Here is an 18,363-nt window from a genome sequence, read left to right on the forward strand (position 1 = left end):
GGCGAAGACGACGACCAGAAGGGCAGCTATCGCTGCGTAGACAAGGTCGCGGTCGAGATTGCCGTAGGCGAGCCACAGCGTCAGCAGAATAAGCAGCGGCGCAGCGACGCCCCATGCCGCCCAGCATGCCGCGCGGACCCGTGCTGAGGCGGCGAAGCGGCGTGCGGCCCAGAAGCCGGCGCCGATGAAAACCAGGCCGAGGGCAATGCCGATGCGCAGCGTCAACGGATTTCCGGCCGCCACCGGCATGCCGTCAAAGCCGATATTCCCCTGGGTTATGTCGGAGCCGATGGTGGTGGGCGGAATGATGCCGAGATGGATCATCACGCTCACCACGCCGGCGGCATGCAGCAGCGGCAGCGCGCGCGGCCGGTAGAGTGCGGTGGCGACAAGGGCGACGAGGACGAAGGCGCCCGGCAAGGCGCCACCGGCGGCGACCAGCGTCGTGTCGACGGACAGGCCTAGCGCTGAAAACGCAACAAAAACGCCAGGCACGATCGAGGGCCAGTCGAAGCCCGCCTTTGCAGGTTCCGCTTCGCCGCCACGACTGCCCAGCCAAACAAAGGCAAGCACCGCCAGCGTCACCGCGTCGATGAACAGGATGACGGCAAGGTCGGCGACGAGCGTGCTCATCATGTAGGCGATGGTCCAGGCGCCGGTGCCGAAGAAGGCGGCCGCGATCAGGAATTTCCAGTCGCGTATGCGGGCGATCACGGCTGTGGCGGCAAGCACGATCGCCAGGTAGACGAACAGCGCCCATGGGTTGGGCGCCTGCGAGGACACAAGCGCCGGCGTCGCCATCGAGCCGACAAGGCCGATGCCGGCCAGGGCCTGACCGTGGACGAGGGCGGCGACAATCGTCGCTACGCCGATGGCGCCGAGCACGGTGAAGGCGAAGGCCGGGCCGACGAAACCGTAAATGGCGTGCGCGGCATAGACCGTACCGAACAGGATGAAGGCGCCGGCAGCCGTCAGGATCGCCGGAATATAGGCGCCTGCAGCCCCTTGCACCGGCACCTTGAAGCCGGTGCGGCGGATGAACTCGCCGCCGCCGATCAGCACCAGGCCGAGCAGCGCCGCCAGGGACAGCCGCACTTCGGGGCCGAAAATGCCGGCCTCGATGGTGTAGCGGATCAGGAACAGGCCGCCCAAAGCCAATGCGACGCCGCCGACCCAGACCGCCCATCGTGTGCCAAGCGCGGTTTCGACCTCGGCCTGGCGGGCTCCCTTCGCCGTGGCGGCATGCGCGGATCCGGTGAATGCCGCCTTGGCCGCGGCTGACAGTTCTGGCACGGCCTCGCTGGTGGCCGCTTCGGCCTCGGCGGCCGGTGCCTGGGCATGTGCCGCGTCGGCTGTTGTTGGCGAAGCTATGTCGGCAACTGGTGCGCTAGCGTGAGCGGCATCCGCCGGTGCGCTTGCAGCCTGCTCGACCGGTTTGGCAACGGGCGGTGTCGTATGCACGCCGGACAGAACAAGGCTGCGCAGCGCCCCGAGCTCGCGCTCGATCAGACTGACGCGGCCCTGCTGGCGCAAGACGAGGACAAAAAGCACGATAACGACGACGGCGCCAATCAGGCTTTCAAACATGGCGGTTCCCCCAAACCAGGCCAGTTTTCACTGACAATTGCGGCGGCCACACGGCCACCCCAGACGGCTATTCAAGTCACGCCACCGCAATGGTGCCGAAAAGAAATTATCGAGCATGTTTCGTCGGCAAATTCCAGCGGCCTACGGTCTTTATCCTCATCCATCATCTGAGATAGCCAGGAATGGCATGCCGCCGCCACTTGCCCAGGAGCCATGCTATCCTCGGATGAACTGTGAGGAAATCGAATGCCGAAACGAAGTGCAGGGCTGCTGATCCACCGGACAAGGGCCGGCATTCTCGAATTTCTGCTCGTCCATCCCGGCGGCCCGTTCTGGGCAAGGAAGGATGAAGGCGCTTGGTCGATCCCCAAGGGCCTCGTCCAGGACAATGAAGATGAGTTGGCCGCCGCCCGGCGCGAGGCCGGGGAAGAACTCGGCGTCGCCATCGATGGTGATTTCGAATCTGTCGGCAGCTATCGGCAAGCCGGCGGCAAGATCGTCATCGCCTGGAGTGTCGAAGCCGATTTCGATGCCGATGCCGTTAAAAGCAACATGTTCACGATGGAATGGCCGCCAAGGTCAGGCGCGACGAGGGAATTTCCCGAAATCGACAGGGCCGGCTGGTTTTCCTTCGCCGAGGCCAGCCTCAAGATCCTCGGCGGTCAGCGCGCCATCCTCGATGATTTCATGGAGCGTCGCAAAGCCGGCTGAGGCTCTTGCGCTACGAGTACCCCCACCCTAACCCTCCCCACAAGGGGGAGGGAATGCTGCCGCATGCCGCCTTTTGCGGTGAACCTGGACGGTTGCGGAGGTCAGCACCCACCGAGTCTCTCTCCCCTTTCTGGCGCAGCTTCGGCCGTAAGGGCGGCCTTGCCGCCCGAATGATGCTTGCGCAAGGCGGCGAGGAAGCCGGCACGGGCATCGGGCTGTTCGATGCCGCGCGGCTCGTAGACATGGCGAGTGAAAAAGAAACCGGTCAGATGGAAGGCGTCCTCGAGTGCCGCGTGGTCCGCCCGCAAGCCGGAGCCGCGCTGCAGGAAGGCCGGCAGCGCCAGCATCTTGTCGCGCCACGGCGCACCGGCGGCTCGCGACACCGCACGGCCGGATTTCGGCGAGACATAGGCCAGATCCTGCCTGGCGCCGGTCGCCGCGCACTGGCTGAGATCGAGGCCGAAGCCGAGTTCGTCGAGGATGAGCAGTTCGAAGCGCGCCACCAGTTCGCCGGCGGCATCCGAATCGTCCAGATGGGCGATCATCACGGCAAGCGTCTCATACAGGCCGCCATGGGCGTCGCGCTCCGGCAGGAGCCTGAGATGCGCGGCCATGGTCTGCAGGCCGTAGACGGCGACTGCGCTGTCCATCAACCGGGCGGCATTCATCTCGATCGCCTCGGCCTGGAAGGTGCCGAGATGCTCGTCGAGGCGTGCCCGCCACAAAAGGTCGACGCGGTTGCCGGGCTGCAGCACCGGCTGCTGCTTGCGCGAGCGCCCGCCGCGCACCAGGCCGAGATGGCGGCCATGCGCACGCGTCATTACCTCGAGAATGGCGCTGGTTTCGCCATGCTTGCGGGTGCCGAGTATGATTCCCTCGTCGCGCCATTCCATGGCAGGAGCTTGTCACCGGTTGCGTGGCTAAATCAAGGTTTTGGCGCGCCGCGTGCGATCTGTGCTGACATTGGATCCCCACACATCGTCGAAAGGCTCTGATCATGCGAATTTCCGGTGATCGGCCAGGACGTCGTCGATGACGCGGCGCGATCGTTCCGCCTCGGCCTGGTTGGCGTCGTGTCCGGCAACGGTGATCAGCGCTTTCCACAGCGTCCAGCCGCGGCCGCGCGCCCAGGTCGCTTCATCGACGTCGATGGCAGCCCGGAATGCCTCCCGGCTCTCGCCCTGGAAGAATGTCCAGGCGATCGCCAGGTCGCAAGAAGGATCGCCGATGCCTGAGGTGCCGAAGTCGATGATGGCGCTCAAACGGCCGTTTTGGACCAGAAGGTTGCCCCAGGCGACGTCGCCGTGAAACCAGACGGGCGACCCTTGCCAGGTGGCGGCAAGGGCCGCATCCCAGACAGCGGTGGCCGCCTGGGTGTCGATCTGCCCCTCCAGCGCCTGGAGTGCTTCCCTTGTCTGGTTGTCATACACGCTCAGCGATCCGCCGCGGAAGAAATTGTGCTGGCCCGCGGGCGGCCCGCCCGCCGGATCGATCCGCCGGAGCGCAATGAGGAACTTGGCCAGATCGACCGCGAACTGTCGGCGATCGGCGATTTCGGCGGTCTTGGCTGTTTCGCCGTCGATCCAGCGGTAGACGGACCATTGCCAGGGGTAGTCCTCCCCAGGCTCGCCCATCGCCAGTGGAACCGGGATCGGCAGCGGCAGAAGCGGCGCCAGCGTGGGCACCCAGCGGTGCTCTTTTTCGACCTGCAAGGCATATGGTGCGGCACTCGGCAGCCGCAGAGTCATATCATTGCCGAGGTGGAAGGTTCGGTTGTCCCAACCGCCAAACGCCACCGGGCTCACCGGCAGATGCCGCCATTGCGGAAACTGCGCGTTGACCAGCCGGCGCACGAGATCGGTATGGATGGTCGGTTTTGGATCAGGCATGTCATCGTCTCAAACTGCCGGGCGGCATTTCCAGACGATGAAGCTCAATGGGGAAACTCAAGCCCCATCTCGCGGTAGCGCTCGGGGTCGTCGCCCCAGTTTTCACGCACTTTGACGAACAAGAACAGGTGCACTTTCTGCTCGAGAATGCCAGCTATTTCCATGCGCGCCGACTGGCCGATGGCACGGATGGTCTCGCCCTTGTGGCCGAGCACGATCTTCTTCTGGCTGTCGCGCTCGACATAGATGGTCTGGTCGATGCGCACCGAGCCGTCCGGTTTCTCTTCCCATTTCTCGGTCTCGATATGCGAGGAATAGGGCAACTCCTGATGCAGCCGCAGATACAGCTTCTCGCGGGTGATCTCGGCGGCCAGCTGGCGCATCGGCAGGTCCGAGATCTGGTCTTCCGGATAGTACCAGGGGCCGACCGGCAGAGCTTGCGCGAGATAGTCGAGCAAATCCTTGCAGCCGGAGCCGGTCAGCGCCGAGACCATGAAGGTGCGCTTGAACGGCACCTTTTCGTTTGCTGCCGCAGCCAGGGCCAGCAGCGCCTCGTGCTTGACCCGGTCGACCTTGTTGAGGATCAGCACCATCGGCTGGCGGACGTCCTTCAGCCGCTCGAGGATGGCGTCGGCGTCACCCCTGATGCCGCGCTCGGCATCGATCAGCAGCAGCACGATATCGGCGTCCTTGGCGCCACCCCAGGCGGTGGTCACCATCGCGGTGTCGAGCCGGCGCTTCGGCTTGAAGATGCCGGGCGTATCGACAAAGACGATCTGCGCGTTGTCATGCGTGGCGATGCCGCGCACGATGGCGCGGGTGGTCTGCACCTTGTGGGTGACGATCGACACCTTGGCGCCGACCAGTTGGTTGACCAGCGTCGACTTGCCGGCATTGGGCGCCCCAATCAGGGCAACGAAGCCGGAATGCGTGGCCTCCGCTGCCGGAGGGAGATCTTCGCTGCCGGTCATGCCGCACTCCCTTGGTTGGCCCAGATGCCCTCGCGCATAAGAAACGCCGATGCCGCCGCTTCTTCGGCTGCGCGGCGAGAGCCGCCCGTGCCGCTTGCCGGCGCAAACCCGCCGACCTTCACGGACACCGTGAAAACCGGTTGATGTTCAGGTCCCTCGCGTTTCTCGATCGCGTATTCGGGCCTGACATCGCTGGTCTTGGCGAGCCATTCCTGCAGGTCGGATTTCGGATTGGGCGGCTTGGCCACCACCTTTTGCGAGCGCGGCTCCCAGTAGCGCAGGACGAATTGCCTTGCGGCATCGAGGCCGCCGTCGATATAGACCGCCGCGATCAGCGCCTCGACCGCATCCGCCAGATAGTTTCCGCCCGAGCCACGCGAGCGCGCCTTCAAGGCAGCGTCGGCCCGAACCAGATCTTCGAGCTGCATTTCAATGCCGATCTCGGAGCATGTCCGCGCATCGACCAGGGCATTGAAGCGCGGGGCGATTTCACCTTCCGGCGCTTCAGGAAACTTTTCGAAAAGCAGGTCGGCAACGATCAGGCCGAGCACGCGGTCGCCAAGGAATTCGAGGCGCTGGTTGTTGCTGCTTGCCTTGACCGCACTGGAATGGGTCAGCGCGGTCTCGAGCAAACGGACATCCCGGAAGGAATGGCCGGTTTTGGCTGTCACCAAATCGGCCAGAGTTTCACCCGTCGGGCGCTTCAAAGCCATCAATTCACGAAATGGAACAGGCGCGACAGGCGCACCAGCGACGGCCATTTCCAGATCTCGAGCGGGCTCGCCTTCCCGGCGATCGAGAAGAAGACGATGTTGGCGCGGCCGACAAGGTTCTCCGCCGGCACGTAGCCGACGCTGAGGCGGCTGTCGGAGGAGTTGTCGCGGTTGTCGCCCATCATGAAATAGTTGCCGGGGGGCACGACGAACTCGCGGGTGTTGTCGGTGATCGAATTCGGTGTCAGGTCGAGCGTGTCGTAGCTGACGCCGTTGGGCAGGGTCTCGCGATAGACGTCGACCGGCTCAGGCACTTCCGTGATATCAGGATTTTGGATCTGGCCGGTTTTCACACGAGGCACGCCCTGGCCGTTGATGAACAATTGGCCGTCCTTCATCTGGATCTTGTCGCCGGGCAGGCCGACGACGCGCTTGATGTAGTCGAGCGACGGATCCGGCGGGAACTTGAAGACCACCACGTCGCCGCGCTTCGGATCGGAACCCCAGATGCGGCCGGAAAAGATGTCGGGGCCGAATGGCAGCGAATAACGCGAGAAGCCATAGGACCATTTGGTGACGAACAGATAGTCGCCTTCGAGCAAGGTCGGCCGCATAGAGCCGGACGGGATCGAGAAGGGCTGGAACAGCAAGGTGCGGATGACCATGGCCAGCAGCAAAGCCTGGATGATGACGCTGACGATTTCGCCAAGCCCGCCGGATTTCTTCTCGGATTTTTCAGCCACGCTCATGTCGTCCTCGATTGTGCGTTGGATGGTATAGAGTCTCGGCGCGCGCTGGGCAACGTCAAGTCGGCGTTAGATAGCGGTCGTCTGATGCAATCAATGTGGCGCTTGTTCGGCGGGCAACGCCTCGATGATCACAAAGGCTTGAGCAAGCGGGAAATCATCGGTGATTGTGAGGTGGATCGCCGCTCTGTGCCCCTGTGGCAGGATTTTGGCCAGCCGTGCCGCCGCTCCCCCGGTCAGCGCCATGGTCGGCGCGCCGCTGGGCAGGTTGGCGACCCCCATGTCGCGCCAGAACACGCCCTGCGCCAGGCCGGTGCCAAGCGCCTTGGCGCAGGCCTCCTTGGCGGCGAAGCGCTTGGCATAGGAGGCGGCGCGGCCCTTGCGGCCTTCGGAGCGGACCTGTTCGACCTCGGTGTAGATGCGCTGGATGAAGCGCTGACCATGCCGTTCCAGCGACTTTTCGATGCGTCTGATGTCGATCAGGTCGCTGCCGATGCCGATGATCATTCCGCCGGAACTTCCCGTCCGCGGTGCCCGGCCTTATGCGCCCGCTCTGCCATGCGCTTCCTGCGCTGCTCGCGAAAGGCTGTCATCCCCCAGCGGGTAATGCCGTAGAAGATCAGCCCGAAGATCAGGCCGAGCGGCACAGCGCCGATCAGCATCGGCTCGAGCACCGGGTGCCACAGCTTTGCAAACGACAGCGTGTGCATCATCTCACCAAGATGCGCAGGCGGTCCGTTCTTGGGCAGGCGCTCATGCAGGATCAGCTTGCCGACTTCCCAGGACGCTCCCCACAGCAGCGGGAAAGTCAGCGGATTGCCGAAGAATACCGCGCCGAGGGCGGCGGCCACCAGATTGCCGGCGACCACCCAGCAGAGCACGGCGGCGACGGCGAAATGGAAGCCGAGCGGAAAGAAGGAGGCGAAAACGCCGGCCGCGACGCCGGCCGCGACCGCATGCGGTGTCGCCTTCAGCCGCAGGATGCGCTTGGAGAAATATTGCAACGAGCGCGAAAACGAGCGGCGCGGCCACAGATAGGTACGCACCCGCTCCAGAATGCCATCAGGCTTTCGGCGTCGAAAAAGCACTCTGTTCCAGTTCCCGGTTCATCACGCCCAAATTGCAATCATCCCTGGCCGGGCGCGGTCGCTCCATCTTGCGCTTCGAGGGCGCAGAAAGGCAACAACGACTTTGATATAGCGACTGCCTTGCGGCGGAACAATGAAACGCCGCCGCGATGGTCTGCCGCAGGCGGGTAACGATGGTCTGCCGCAGGCGGGTAACAAGAGCGCCATTGGGGCGAAACTGAGGACAATATCGATGAAAGCTCCCTGACGACGGCAATGTCCGCGCGAAGACGACGCCGAGGCGGATAGACTATTCCCGATATTCGCTGACTTCGACCAAATTGCTGTCCGGATCGCGGAAATAGACCGACATCATCTTACCGCGGGCGCCGGTGCGCTCGACCGGGCCGACTTCGATGGCAACGCCGTTGGCTTCCAGACTGGCGCAAATCTCGGCAAGCGGCCTTGCGGCGATCAGGCAGAAATCGCCGGACCCAGGCATCGGCGTCTTGGCTTTCGGTTCAAAAGTGTGCGTTGCCTGATGCAGATTGATCTTCTGCGATCCGAACAGCAACGCCGTCGGCCGGTTCGGCTCGTCGAGGCGCTTGAGGCCAAGCACCCGCTGGTAGAAGGCGCAGCTGTCCTCCAGCGAGCGGACCGTCAGCACGAAATGATCGATGCCGGCGATCATGGTGATGTCCCCTAAATGTTGCGGCTACCCGGCTTGATCGCCGGGATGGCGGCAAGTTCCGGCGGCAGGCGGTCGGCGGGATAGGCCGGCACCTCATATTCGGCAAGCGCGATCAGCGGCACGCCGACATTGGTCTTGCCGGCCGAGCGGTCGATGATGCAGGCCGCCGCCACGACCTCGGCGCCAATCGCGCGCAGGCAGTCGATGGTTTCGCGGATCGAAAGACCAGTGGTGACGATGTCCTCGACGATGACGACGCGCGATCCCGGCGCGATCTCAAAGCGGCGCAGCCTGAACTCGCCGCCTTCGCGCTCCACCCAGATTGCTGGCACACCGAGATGGCGCGACGTCTCATAGGCCGGGATCAGGCCGCCGATCGCCGGGCCGACGACGTAGTCGACCTTGCCCGGCACCGCCTTGCGGATCTTTTCGGCCAGCGCCTTGCAAAGCCGCTCGGTCTTGTCGGCATGCATGAAGACGCGCGCCTTCTGCAGGAAGACCGGGCTGCGCAGACCCGACGTCAGGATGAAATGTCCCTCCAGAACAGCGCCTGCCTCGCGGAAAATGCCCAGAACTTCGTCGGTATTCATAACTCGCCCCATGTCCATGGTGAATGGTGAATGGTGAATGGTGAATGGTAGTGAGAACGCCTTCTTTCACTATTCACTATTCACTATTCACCCATTCACACGCCGCGCATCGCTGACGCTCGAATTATCCTTGAGCTGCGACAGCAGCCGGTTGAGGTGCTTCAGATCCCAGACTTCGAGATCGATCAGCATTTCGGTGAAGTCGGGCGCGGTGCGCACCATCGACAGCGTATGAATGTTGGCGTCGTTGGAGGCAACGACCTGGGCGATGTCGGCGAGCGAGCCCGGCGCGTTGATGGCGGTGACCGAGACGCGCGCCGGAAAGCGCTCCTTGGTCTGCTCGTCAATGTCCCAGCGCACGTCGATCCAGCGCTCCGGCTGGTCGTCGAAGGCCTGCAGCGCCGGCGACTGGATGGGATAGATGGTGATGCCGGTGCCCGGCTGGACAATGCCGACGATGCGGTCGCCTGGCACGGCCCCTTCCGGCGCGAAACGCACCGGCAGGTCGCCGCGCACGCCGCGGATCGGCACCGCGCCATCGCGCGGCTGGTCCTTGTCCTTGCGCGCGGCTCGGGTGCCGGGCATCTGGAACAGCATGCCGGCGGCGTTGCGGATCTTCGACCAGCCCTCCTCGCGCTGCTTGGGGGCGCTGACGGTGACGCGCTCGTCCTTGTAGTCTGGGAAGACGGCCTTCATGACGTCGGTCGAGGCAAGTTCGCCGCGCCCGACCGAGGCCAGCACATCCTCGATGTCCTTGCGCGCCAGCCGGTGCAGCACCGGCTTCAGGCTTTCCTTGGTGAAGGTCTTGCCGGCGCGTTCGAAGGCGCGCTCGAGAATGCGGGCACCAAGACCTGAATATTGCTTGCGAATGGCGTTCTTGGTGGCGCGGCGGATGGCTGAGCGCGCCTTGCCGGTGACCACCACCGACTCCCACGCCGCCGGCGGCACTTGCGCCTTGGAGCGGATGATCTCGACCTCGTCGCCGTTCTTCAGTTCCGTCATTAGCGGCATGATGCGGCCGTTGACCTTGGCACCGACGCAGGTGTCGCCGACATCGGTGTGCACGGCATAGGCGAAGTCGATGGGCGTGGCGCCGCGCGGCAGCGCAATCAGCATGCCTTTCGGCGTGAAGCAGAATACCTGGTCCTGGAACAGCTCCAGCTTGGTATTTTCGAGGAAGTCTTCCGGGTTGTCGCCTTCTGCCAGTTGCTCGATGGTGCGCCGAAGCCAGGCATAGGCGTTGGTCTCCTTCGAGATCGCATGGGCGGCGCCGTTCGTCTTGCCGCCGGTGTCCTTGTAGATCGAATGGGCGGCGACGCCATATTCGGCGATCTTGTTCATCTCGCGGGTGCGGATCTGCAGTTCGACGCGCTGGCGCGACGGGCCGACAATGGTGGTGTGGATCGAACGGTAGTCGTTCTGCTTGGGCGTAGAAATGTAATCCTTGAAGCGGCCAGGCACCATCGACCATGTGGTGTGGATGGCGCCGAGCGCGCGGTAACAGTCTTCGACGCTGTCGACGACGACGCGGAAGCCGAAAATGTCCGAGAGCTGCTCGAAGGACAGCGCCTTGGCCTCCATCTTGCGGAACACCGACCACGGCTTCTTCTGCCGGCTCTTCACCCCGGCATTGATGGCATGCTTCTCGAACAGCGCCGACAGCGCCTTTTCGATGTCGGTCAGCACACCCTTGTTGCGCTCGAATATCTCGGCAAGCCGCGCGGTGACGGCGCGGTAGGCTTCCGGATTGATGAAGCGGAAGGCGATCTCTTCCAGTTCCTCGCGCATGCCTTGCATGCCCATGCGCCCGGCCAGCGGCGCGTAGATGTCCATCGTCTCCTCGGCGATGCGCAGGCGCTTGGCCTCGGGCATGTGGTCGAGGGTGCGCATGTTGTGCAAACGGTCGGCGAGCTTGACCAGCAGAACGCGGACATCCTCCGAGATGGCCAGCAACAGCTTGCGCAGGTTTTCCGCCTGCTCGGCCTTCTTGGAGACGAGATCGAGCTTCTTCAGCTTGGTCAGGCCTTCGACCAGCTTGCCCATTTCGGGGCCGAACAGATCGTCGATCTCGGCCCGCGTCGCGGTGGTGTCCTCGATCGTGTCATGCAGCAAGGCGACGGCGATCGTCGCCTCGTCCATGTGCATTTCGGTGAGGATGGCGGCGACTTCGAGCGGATGCGAGAAATAGGGATCGCCGGAAGCGCGCTTCTGGTGGCCATGCTTCTGCATGGCGTAGACATAGGCCTTGTTGAGCAGCGCCTCGTTGACGTCAGGCTTGTAGCGCGCGACGCGCTCGACAAGCTCATACTGACGCATCATGGGCGGGTTCTCACGGTGCTGAAATGATTGATGCGCCGCACTGATGTACGGCGCATCTCATAGATAGCCACGAAACTCACGGGACGGAAGTGCCGGAACCATATTCCCGGCAGGTCCAGGGCAGCGATTAGTAGTCGTCGCTCTTTTCCGGGGGAACCAGGCCCTCGATGCCGGCCAAAAGGTCTTCCTCGGTCATGCGATCGAAGGTGACGTTTTCTTCCGCGTCGTCGGCGTCGGTAGCTGCAACTGCGTTGCCGGTCTGGTCGGCGATCGCCTCGCCGTCGGCCTCGGGCTCGTCAACCTCGACATGCTTCTGCAGCGAGTGGATCAGATCTTCCTTGAGGTCGTCGGGCGACAGCGTCTCGTCGGCGATCTCGCGCAGCGCCACGACCGGGTTCTTGTCGTTGTCGCGCGGCACGGTGATCGGCGCGCCCTGGCTGATCTGGCGGGCGCGATGGCCGGCAAGCAGCACGAGCTCGAAGCGGTTGTCGACCTTGTCGATGCAGTCTTCAACGGTTACGCGGGCCATTGATTGCCCCTTTCATGCCTGGATTTGATGGAAAACAGGCGCGGTCCATAACCCGAACGCCGCCAAAATACAAGCATTATGGCTCTGTGGCCCCATGGGCTGGCGAATGCCAGCTTCTGGCGCCGCTGAATGCCTTGCCGGCGAAGCCCGCCTACCGGGCGACGACACGGCTCCGATCACAATTGCTTGCAGTGCGCCCCGGCACCCTTGGATTGCCGTAAAACTGGCGCTATCTCGGTTGACGAAAGGTCAGCCGGTTTATTTACGAGCCGAGCGATATAAACGACCCATTTCGATTAGTCCGCCACCTATTTCGAAAAAGGAATATTGCCATGTTCGACCCCCGTGAAAAAATCGCTCTTTTCATAGACGGCGCCAATCTCTACGCCACCTCGCGCGCACTCGGCTTCGACATAGACTACCGCAAACTGCTGTCCAGCTTCCAGAAGCGCGGCTATTTGCTGCGGGCCTATTACTACACCGCTCTGGTCGAGGATCAGGAATACTCTTCGATCCGTCCCCTGATCGACTGGCTCGACTATAATGGCTTCAAGGTGGTGACCAAGCCGGCCAAGGAGTTCACCGACTCGACCGGCCGCCGCAAGATCAAGGGCAATATGGACATCGAACTGACCGTCGATGCGCTCGAACTTGCCGATGTCGTCGACCACTATGTCATCTTCTCCGGCGACGGCGATTTCCGCACACTGGTCGAAGCGCTGCAGCGGCGCGGCCGCAAGGTCTCGATCGTCTCCACCATGGCCTCGCAACCACCGATGATCTCGGACGATCTGCGCCGCCAGGCCGACCATTTCATCGATTTGACCTCGCTGAAGAACGAGGTCGGCCGCGATCCCTCCGAACGGCCGGTGCGCAGGCCCGAGCCGGCCGAAGTCGAAGAGGAAGACTATTGACGGCGGCGGCCTTGGACGCCGCTCCCGAACCCGACCGCGACTGCCCGCTCTGCCCGCGCCTGCATGATTTCATCGCAGACTGGCGGCAGCGCGAGCCGTCGTGGTTCAATGCGCCGGTGCCGACTTTCCTGCCGCCTGATGGCGAGGACGCCGTCGAGCTGCTGATCGTCGGGCTGGCGCCCGGCCTGCGCGGCGCCAACCGCACCGGGCGACCGTTCACCGGCGACTATGCCGGCGACCTGCTCTACTCAACGATGATCGCTCACGGTCTTGCCCGCGGCGAGTTCAAGGCGCGGCCGGATGACGGGCTCGAACTGATCGGCACCGCGATCACCAATGCGGTGCGCTGCGTGCCGCCGGAGAACAAGCCGGTCGGCGCCGAGATCGCCACTTGCCGCAGCTTTCTGGTGCCGACGATCGCGCGCTTTCCAAAATTGCGCGCCGTGCTGGCGCTGGGCTCGATCGCCCACCAGTCGACCGTCAGGGCGCTGGGTCAGCGCGTCGCTGCCTATCCGTTCAAGCACGGCGGTCAGTTGCCGGCCGGCGGCGTTACGCTGTTTTCCAGCTATCACTGCTCGCGCTACAACACCAACACCGGTGTTTTGACCGAACCCATGTTTGTCAAGGTATTCAGCGACATCGCCGCCTTCCTGCGCAATTAACGCCTTCAGAACCCCGCCAGCACGATCTTGCGCTTGGCTTGCCCGGGCGCGGATGACGAAGCTTGCCGAAAGGCGGGCATGACGAGACAGGCGCTCTCCAAAGCCTTGAGCCGCGACGGGAACCCGGAATTGCGACAATCATGAAAGTCCCGGAAGCGCTCGGTCTGAAACCGACCTTCGTTAGCGCGCAGACTGGCCGGAACGCTGGGTAGGACCGATCAGCGCCGCGATGTTTGGTTCCAATCTCGCGCCGGTCGAGCACGCCAGGTCAAGGCGCGGCAAACAACTCAGCCAGCTTCTCCTGCCCGCCCTTCAGCACATTCAGATCGACATCGCCCTCGATCCCGTCGACGCGGCCCATATTGTGGTACTGCCAGTAGATCCAGTCGTTGCGACCTGGCTCCAGGAGCAACGAGCGACGCCAGAGCGGGCGAACGTCGATTTTCCCGGCATAGGCGTCCTCGGCCTCGTCGGTCAGGTAGATGATCGCCGGCTTGCCGAACGCAGCTTCAACCGGTCCGAGGAAGGCCTGGAGTTCCGCGCTCAGCTGCTCCGGCGACGGGCGTTGCGGGCAGTTGCCGCCGAATTCGATGTCGACGACCGGTGGCAGCAGCGGCTGGTCGTGCGGCACCACCGCGATGAAATTTTTCGCCTGGTCGGCGCCCGGCCGGCAGAAGGTGAAGAAGTGATAGGCGCCGACCGCAAGCCCGGCCGCGCGCGCCTCGCGCAGGTTTTTGGCGAAGGCATCGTCGACATGGTCGCCGCCCTCGGTCGCCTTGATGACCGCGAAGGCGACATCGTCGGCGGCAACGCGCCGCCAGTCGATCTCACCCTGATGATGGGAAACGTCGATACCCCTGACCGGATAGCTGTCACGATCCGGCGAGAACGTCCGGAAATAGAAGATGCCACCTGCGGCGACGATGCCGGCGAAGACCAGACTGGCCGCACCCCAGAGAATGATCCGGTTCTTCAAGCCTTTCCCCATCGTATGTCGCTGGAAACTTGAAAGCCGATGTGGCTTTTCTGGGGCTGTGGCTCGAGGTTCTTAGCCCCGTTCCTTCATGAGCCGGCCCTTTTCGCGCGACCAGTCGCGCTGCTTTTCGCTCTCGCGCTTGTCGTGCAGTTTCTTGCCGCGGCCGACGGCGAGCAGCAGCTTGGCACGGCCCTGGTCGTTGAAGTAGATTTTCAGCGGCACCAGCGTCATGCCTTCGCGGTCGATGCTCTGCGCCAGTTTTGCCATCTCGCGCTTGTTGAGCAGCAGCTTGCGACGCCGCCTGGGCTCGTGGTTGAAGCGGTTGGCCTGCAGGTATTCCGGCAGATAGGAATTGATCAGCCAGATCTCGCCACCCTCGACCGAGGCGTAGCTGTCCTGGATGTTGGCCTGGCCTTGGCGCAGCGACTTGACCTCGGTGCCGGTCAGCACCAGGCCGGCCTCGACGGTGTCGAGCACCTCATAGGAAAACCGCGCCTTGCGGTTTTCCGCAACGGTTTTGTTGTTTGGATCGGCTTTTCTGACCTGGTTCATGATGCGGAGAGGTGGCGCCTCATCCTCAATTTATCAAGCCGGCGTGCTTCATCGCCGCATCGATCTTCTCGGCGGTCGACGCCTCGATGGTCACCAGCGGCGAGCGCACCACGTTCTCGACCTTGCCAATCTTCGACAGCGCGTATTTGACGCCGCACAGGCCGGGCTCAAGGAAGATGGCCTTGTGCAGCGGCAGCAGACGGTCCTGCAATTCCAGCGCCTTGGCGCTGTCACCGGACAGTGTGGCTTCCTGGAATTCGGCGCACAGCCGCGGCGCGACATTCGACGTCACCGAGATGCAGCCGACACCGCCATGAGCGTTGAAGCCGAGGGCAGAGGCATCCTCACCTGAAAGCTGGATGAACTCCTTGCCGCAGGTGGCGCGCTGTTCGGACACGCGCTCGACCTTGCCGGTGGCATCCTTGACGCCGACGATGTTCTTGAAGTCGTGCGCCAGCCTGCCCATCGTCTCCGGCATCATGTCGATCACCGAGCGCGGCGGGATGTTGTAAATGATGATCGGCAGCTTGGTCGCCCTGGCGACGGCAGCGAAATGCTCGTACAAGCCGCGCTGTGTTGGCTTGTTGTAATAAGGCGTGACGACCAGAGCGGCGTCGGCGCCCGCCTGCTCGGCGTACTGCACCAGACCGACCGCTTCAGCGGTGTTGTTGGAGCCGGCGCCGGCGACGACCGGAGCGCGGCCCTTGGCCACATCGATGCAGACCTTGACGACATGGCGATGCTCGTCATGCGACAGCGTCGGCGACTCTCCGGTGGTGCCGACCGGGACGAGGCCCGTCGTGCCCTCGCCAAGTTGCCATTCGACGAAGGCGCGAAAGGCTTTCTCGTCGAAACGTCCGCTCTTTTCGAACGGCGTCACGAGCGCAGTAAGCGAGCCTCTCAGCATGTCGTCCAACTCCTTGGAACTTGTTTGTTTATGCGTGTCATCGTCCCAAAACCGGTTCCCGCTTTTGGGCGACATGCATCGGGCGCCTTCTAGCCGAAAGCGAAGCCGCGCACCATAGTCTCGACACTGTTGCGCGGCAAGCATGCCGATGGTGCCAGCAAGCGCAATTCGAACGGCCTCGATAACCCTTTGTTTACGAGCTCTTCACGACCTAAGTCTAGGCTCTCGGGCACCTGGGCTTGCCATCTAAAGTGCCGCAACAGGGAAAGATCAGGATCATGCCGGCCAGTCGGCCACTCCGCTTCATATTGCTTGGCGCCGTTGCCCTGCTGATAGTGGGAACGGCGGCAAACGAGAGCGTCGACGAGCAGACGACCTCATCGATCCCGATGCCTGACATGCAAGATGGAGCGCAGACCGATGCGCCCTCCGCCAATATCGCCGTGTTGAAAGGCAGTCTCGACGCGTTGGCGACCGGCGATATCGCCGCGGCACGAGCGGTGCGCGAAACATTGCCGGCCAGTTCGCTGGACCGCCATATCCTGGCCTGGGCGATCGCGCTCTATGGCGGCGACCGTGTGCCGAGCAGCGAGATTGCCGATACCGCAAAGATGTTGCCGAATTGGCCGGGCACCATCGCTCTGCGCAAGAACAGCGAGCGCGCGCTTTATCGCGAAAACCCCTCGCCGCAGACCGTGGTGAAAGCCTTTGACGGCAGCCAGCCGCTGACCTTTCAAGGCGTGGTCATCCTTGCCCGTTCTTATGTAGCTCTTGGCAACACCAAGGCTGCGCTTTCCGTGCTGTCGCCATTCTGGCGCACCGAGAAGCTGGAAGCCAGGGACGAGGCGGCCGTCAGCAAGGAGTTTGGCGCCATCATTCCGGCTGCCGACCATCGTTTCCGCATGGAACGGATGTTTTATGCCGACCGGGAGAATTCGGCACTGCGGGTCGCAGCACTTGCCGGCGGGCAACCGCTGGCCGATGCCTGGGCCGCCGCCTCGCGTGGCGACAAGAACGCGGCCAAGCTGTTGAAAGCGGTGCCTGCCGCGCAGCAATCGGCCGGCTATTTCTTCGCGCAAGCCGAATATCTGCGCAAGCAGCGGAAGTTTGCGGACGCCGCCGCGGTGATGATGAAAGCGCCAACGAGCCGCGACGCGCTGGTCGATCCCGATGCCTGGTGGGTCGAGCGCCGCGTGCTGTCGCGCGCACTGGTCGACCAGGGCGACTGGAAGACCGCCTACAAGATCGTTGCCGCGCATGCCGCCGAAAGCCCCGCCAGCGCCGCCGAGGCCGAATTCCACGCCGGCTGGTATGCGTTGCGCGGCCTCAACGATCCTGCGACGGCCTCGACCCATTTTGCCCGCATCGCCGATCTCGCGCAGGGACCGATGTCGCTGTCACGCGCCTATTACTGGCTTGGCCGCGCGGCGGAAGTCGGCGGTCCCGGCAATGCGAAGGATTATTTCACCAAGGCGGCAGCCTATGGCACCACTTTCTACGGGCAGTTGGCGGCGGAACGGGTTGGCTTGCGCACGCTGAACATCGTCTATCCCGAGCCAAGCACTGCCGACCGCCAAAGCTTTGACGGCCGCGAAGCCGTCAGCGCCATCAAGCGACTGCAGGAGGCGGGCTACGACCGCTATGCCGAGACGCTTTACCGCGACCTCGCCGGGCAGTTGACCAGCCCCGGCGAGCTGGCGCTGCTTGCGGTGCTGGCGGAAAAGCAGGGCAATCATTTCATGGCGCTGAAGATCGGCAAGATCGCCGGCGCGCGCGGCATCGATGTCGGCGCGCTGTCGCATCCGCTGGGCGTCATTCCCGACACCGCCGACATATCCGGCTCGGGCAAGGCGCTGGCCTATGCGATCGCCCGCCAGGAAAGCGAATTCAATGTCGGCGCCGTCTCCAGCGCCGGCGCGCGCGGCCTGCTGCAGCTGATGCCGGGCACCGCCAAGCAGTTGGCGAAGAAGGCAGGACTGAGCTTTTCCCAGGATCGGCTGACCAGCGATGCCGGTTACAATGCGACGCTGGGGGCTGCCTTCCTTGGCGAGCAGCTCGACCGCTTCGGCGGCTCCTATGTGCTGACCTTCGCCGGCTACAATGCCGGCCCTAACCGCGCCAGCCAATGGGTAGCCAAGTACGGCGACCCGCGCGGCAAGGGCATCGACGCCGTCGTCGACTGGATCGAGCGAATTCCCTACACCGAAACAAGAAGTTACGTGCAGCGCGTGATGGAGAATTACGAGGTCTACAAGATGCGCATTTCGGGGAAGTACGATATCGTTGGGGATTTGGTGAACGGAAGAGGCTGAGGCCGCAGAGCTGTCGCCACGGGCAGACGTTGGCGATCCTTCGCGCACCCTTGCCGGCCATCTCCCCCACGAGTGGGGAGATCAGCTGTCATTGCCGATTTCGCCGATCTCCAACGTCGAAGGAAGGGCGTAGCGCCTGAACCGCCAATCTCCCCCCTCGTGGGGGAGATGTCTGGCATTTCCAAGAGTGTCAGCTTGCCGACAACCCTCGATTTGACCGCTCCCAC

At 63.5% G+C, this 18,363-nt stretch carries 19 protein-coding genes; 4 read left to right on the forward strand and 15 right to left on the reverse strand.

What is annotated here, in order from left to right; translation table 11 throughout:
- Positions 1 to 1,587, reverse strand: a 1,587-nt coding sequence (locus tag NKI61_RS18450) for a DUF2339 domain-containing protein (RefSeq protein WP_352840235.1), incomplete at its 3' end; no start/stop codon positions are given.
- A gap of 246 nt (positions 1,588 to 1,833) precedes the next feature.
- On the opposite strand from NKI61_RS18450, the gene NKI61_RS18455 reads away from it, so the two are divergent.
- Positions 1,834 to 2,298 (forward strand): NUDIX hydrolase, encoded by a 465-nt coding sequence (locus NKI61_RS18455; RefSeq protein ID WP_352840236.1) that lies wholly within the window; start codon positions 1,834 to 1,836, stop codon positions 2,296 to 2,298.
- A 101-nt stretch (positions 2,299 to 2,399) separates the two neighbouring features.
- Here the strand turns inward: NKI61_RS18455 and recO are convergent, their stop codons facing one another.
- The 11 genes from recO to rpoZ all read right to left on the reverse strand — a co-directional run bounded on the left by recO (position 2,400) and on the right by rpoZ (position 11,813).
- Positions 2,400 to 3,191 carry a DNA repair protein RecO gene (gene recO, locus NKI61_RS18460; protein WP_352538513.1) on the reverse strand — a complete coding sequence of 264 codons (792 nt, stop codon included), beginning with the start codon at positions 3,189 to 3,191 and terminating at the stop codon, positions 2,400 to 2,402.
- Positions 3,192 to 3,293: 102 nt separating this feature from the next.
- A complete protein-coding gene (locus tag NKI61_RS18465; protein WP_352840237.1) occupies positions 3,294 to 4,187 on the reverse strand; it encodes an aminoglycoside phosphotransferase family protein in 894 nt (297 codons plus the stop codon).
- Positions 4,188 to 4,231: 44 nt separating this feature from the next.
- On the reverse strand, positions 4,232 to 5,158 hold the full coding sequence (gene era / locus NKI61_RS18470; RefSeq protein ID WP_023670243.1) for a GTPase Era: 927 nt from the start codon (positions 5,156 to 5,158) through the stop codon (positions 4,232 to 4,234).
- Positions 5,155 to 5,871: a ribonuclease III gene (rnc, locus tag NKI61_RS18475; RefSeq protein ID WP_023670242.1), complete on the reverse strand. Its 717-nt coding sequence runs from the start codon at positions 5,869 to 5,871 to the stop codon at positions 5,155 to 5,157. The genes era and rnc overlap by 4 nt, the downstream gene beginning before the upstream one ends.
- Complete coding sequence (lepB, locus tag NKI61_RS18480; RefSeq protein ID WP_023670241.1) at positions 5,871 to 6,620, reverse strand: signal peptidase I; 750 nt, start codon at positions 6,618 to 6,620, stop codon at positions 5,871 to 5,873. The genes rnc and lepB overlap by 1 nt, the downstream gene beginning before the upstream one ends.
- Positions 6,621 to 6,710: 90 nt before the next feature.
- Positions 6,711 to 7,124: a holo-ACP synthase gene (gene acpS, locus NKI61_RS18485; protein ID WP_023670240.1), complete on the reverse strand. Its 414-nt coding sequence runs from the start codon at positions 7,122 to 7,124 to the stop codon at positions 6,711 to 6,713.
- The gene (locus NKI61_RS18490) at positions 7,121 to 7,705 is read right to left on the reverse strand and encodes a DUF2062 domain-containing protein (protein WP_023670239.1); all 585 of its coding nucleotides are present in this window, start codon (positions 7,703 to 7,705) and stop codon (positions 7,121 to 7,123) included. The genes acpS and NKI61_RS18490 overlap by 4 nt, the downstream gene beginning before the upstream one ends.
- A gap of 289 nt (positions 7,706 to 7,994) precedes the next feature.
- Positions 7,995 to 8,375: a VOC family protein gene (locus tag NKI61_RS18495; RefSeq protein ID WP_023705397.1), complete on the reverse strand. Its 381-nt coding sequence runs from the start codon at positions 8,373 to 8,375 to the stop codon at positions 7,995 to 7,997.
- 11 nt (positions 8,376 to 8,386) lie between these two features.
- Positions 8,387 to 8,965, reverse strand: a complete 579-nt coding sequence (gene pyrE / locus NKI61_RS18500) for an orotate phosphoribosyltransferase (RefSeq protein WP_023670237.1) — start codon at positions 8,963 to 8,965, stop codon at positions 8,387 to 8,389.
- Between the two features lie 87 nt (positions 8,966 to 9,052).
- Positions 9,053 to 11,284 carry a RelA/SpoT family protein gene (locus tag NKI61_RS18505; protein WP_023670236.1) on the reverse strand — a complete coding sequence of 744 codons (2,232 nt, stop codon included), beginning with the start codon at positions 11,282 to 11,284 and terminating at the stop codon, positions 9,053 to 9,055.
- A 127-nt stretch (positions 11,285 to 11,411) separates the two neighbouring features.
- Entirely contained in the window at positions 11,412 to 11,813 is a 402-nt protein-coding gene (rpoZ, locus tag NKI61_RS18510; protein WP_023670235.1) for a DNA-directed RNA polymerase subunit omega, read from the reverse strand.
- Positions 11,814 to 12,145: 332 nt separating this feature from the next.
- Here rpoZ and NKI61_RS18515 point away from each other — a divergent pair, with 332 nt between their 5' ends.
- Both NKI61_RS18515 and NKI61_RS18520 read left to right on the forward strand, forming a co-directional pair.
- Entirely contained in the window at positions 12,146 to 12,727 is a 582-nt protein-coding gene (locus NKI61_RS18515) for a LabA-like NYN domain-containing protein (protein WP_023670234.1), read from the forward strand.
- On the forward strand, positions 12,724 to 13,389 hold the full coding sequence (locus tag NKI61_RS18520) for a uracil-DNA glycosylase (protein WP_023822745.1): 666 nt from the start codon (positions 12,724 to 12,726) through the stop codon (positions 13,387 to 13,389). Before NKI61_RS18515 ends, NKI61_RS18520 begins: the two co-directional genes overlap by 4 nt.
- Before the next feature lie 268 nt (positions 13,390 to 13,657).
- Here the strand turns inward: NKI61_RS18520 and NKI61_RS18525 are convergent, their stop codons facing one another.
- From NKI61_RS18525 to dapA, 3 genes are all read right to left on the reverse strand, one after another.
- Entirely contained in the window at positions 13,658 to 14,365 is a 708-nt protein-coding gene (locus NKI61_RS18525; protein WP_352840238.1) for a glycoside hydrolase family 25 protein, read from the reverse strand.
- 72 nt (positions 14,366 to 14,437) lie between these two features.
- Entirely contained in the window at positions 14,438 to 14,917 is a 480-nt protein-coding gene (gene smpB / locus NKI61_RS18530; protein ID WP_023687280.1) for an SsrA-binding protein SmpB, read from the reverse strand.
- Positions 14,918 to 14,942: 25 nt separating this feature from the next.
- Entirely contained in the window at positions 14,943 to 15,824 is an 882-nt protein-coding gene (gene dapA / locus NKI61_RS18535; protein WP_023727558.1) for a 4-hydroxy-tetrahydrodipicolinate synthase, read from the reverse strand.
- Positions 15,825 to 16,102: 278 nt separating this feature from the next.
- Here dapA and NKI61_RS18540 point away from each other — a divergent pair, with 278 nt between their 5' ends.
- Positions 16,103 to 18,136, forward strand: coding sequence for a lytic transglycosylase domain-containing protein (locus NKI61_RS18540; protein WP_352625979.1), 2,034 nt, complete (start codon positions 16,103 to 16,105; stop codon positions 18,134 to 18,136).
- The last annotated feature ends 227 nt before the right edge of the window (positions 18,137 to 18,363 follow it).

This window comes from Mesorhizobium sp. M0514 (genome assembly GCF_040321145.1).
Classification (GTDB): domain Bacteria; phylum Pseudomonadota; class Alphaproteobacteria; order Rhizobiales; family Rhizobiaceae; genus Mesorhizobium.

What these genes read in the sequence shown, in the direction of transcription:
- NKI61_RS18455 (WP_352840236.1), top strand. Translation starts at nt 1,834, where the DNA reads ATGCCGAAACGAAGTGCAGGGCTGCTGATCCACCGGACAAGGGCCGGC.
- recO (WP_352538513.1), bottom strand. Translation starts at nt 3,191, where the DNA reads ATGGAATGGCGCGACGAGGGAATCATACTCGGCACCCGCAAGCATGGC.
- NKI61_RS18465 (WP_352840237.1), bottom strand. Translation starts at nt 4,187, where the DNA reads ATGCCTGATCCAAAACCGACCATCCATACCGATCTCGTGCGCCGGCTG.
- era (WP_023670243.1), bottom strand. Translation starts at nt 5,158, where the DNA reads ATGACCGGCAGCGAAGATCTCCCTCCGGCAGCGGAGGCCACGCATTCC.
- rnc (WP_023670242.1), bottom strand. Translation starts at nt 5,871, where the DNA reads ATGGCTTTGAAGCGCCCGACGGGTGAAACTCTGGCCGATTTGGTGACA.
- lepB (WP_023670241.1), bottom strand. Translation starts at nt 6,620, where the DNA reads ATGAGCGTGGCTGAAAAATCCGAGAAGAAATCCGGCGGGCTTGGCGAA.
- acpS (WP_023670240.1), bottom strand. Translation starts at nt 7,124, where the DNA reads ATGATCATCGGCATCGGCAGCGACCTGATCGACATCAGACGCATCGAA.
- NKI61_RS18495 (WP_023705397.1), bottom strand. Translation starts at nt 8,375, where the DNA reads ATGATCGCCGGCATCGATCATTTCGTGCTGACGGTCCGCTCGCTGGAG.
- pyrE (WP_023670237.1), bottom strand. Translation starts at nt 8,965, where the DNA reads ATGAATACCGACGAAGTTCTGGGCATTTTCCGCGAGGCAGGCGCTGTT.
- NKI61_RS18505 (WP_023670236.1), bottom strand. Translation starts at nt 11,284, where the DNA reads ATGATGCGTCAGTATGAGCTTGTCGAGCGCGTCGCGCGCTACAAGCCT.
- rpoZ (WP_023670235.1), bottom strand. Translation starts at nt 11,813, where the DNA reads ATGGCCCGCGTAACCGTTGAAGACTGCATCGACAAGGTCGACAACCGC.
- NKI61_RS18515 (WP_023670234.1), top strand. Translation starts at nt 12,146, where the DNA reads ATGTTCGACCCCCGTGAAAAAATCGCTCTTTTCATAGACGGCGCCAAT.
- smpB (WP_023687280.1), bottom strand. Translation starts at nt 14,917, where the DNA reads ATGAACCAGGTCAGAAAAGCCGATCCAAACAACAAAACCGTTGCGGAA.
- dapA (WP_023727558.1), bottom strand. Translation starts at nt 15,824, where the DNA reads ATGCTGAGAGGCTCGCTTACTGCGCTCGTGACGCCGTTCGAAAAGAGC.
- NKI61_RS18540 (WP_352625979.1), top strand. Translation starts at nt 16,103, where the DNA reads ATGCCGGCCAGTCGGCCACTCCGCTTCATATTGCTTGGCGCCGTTGCC.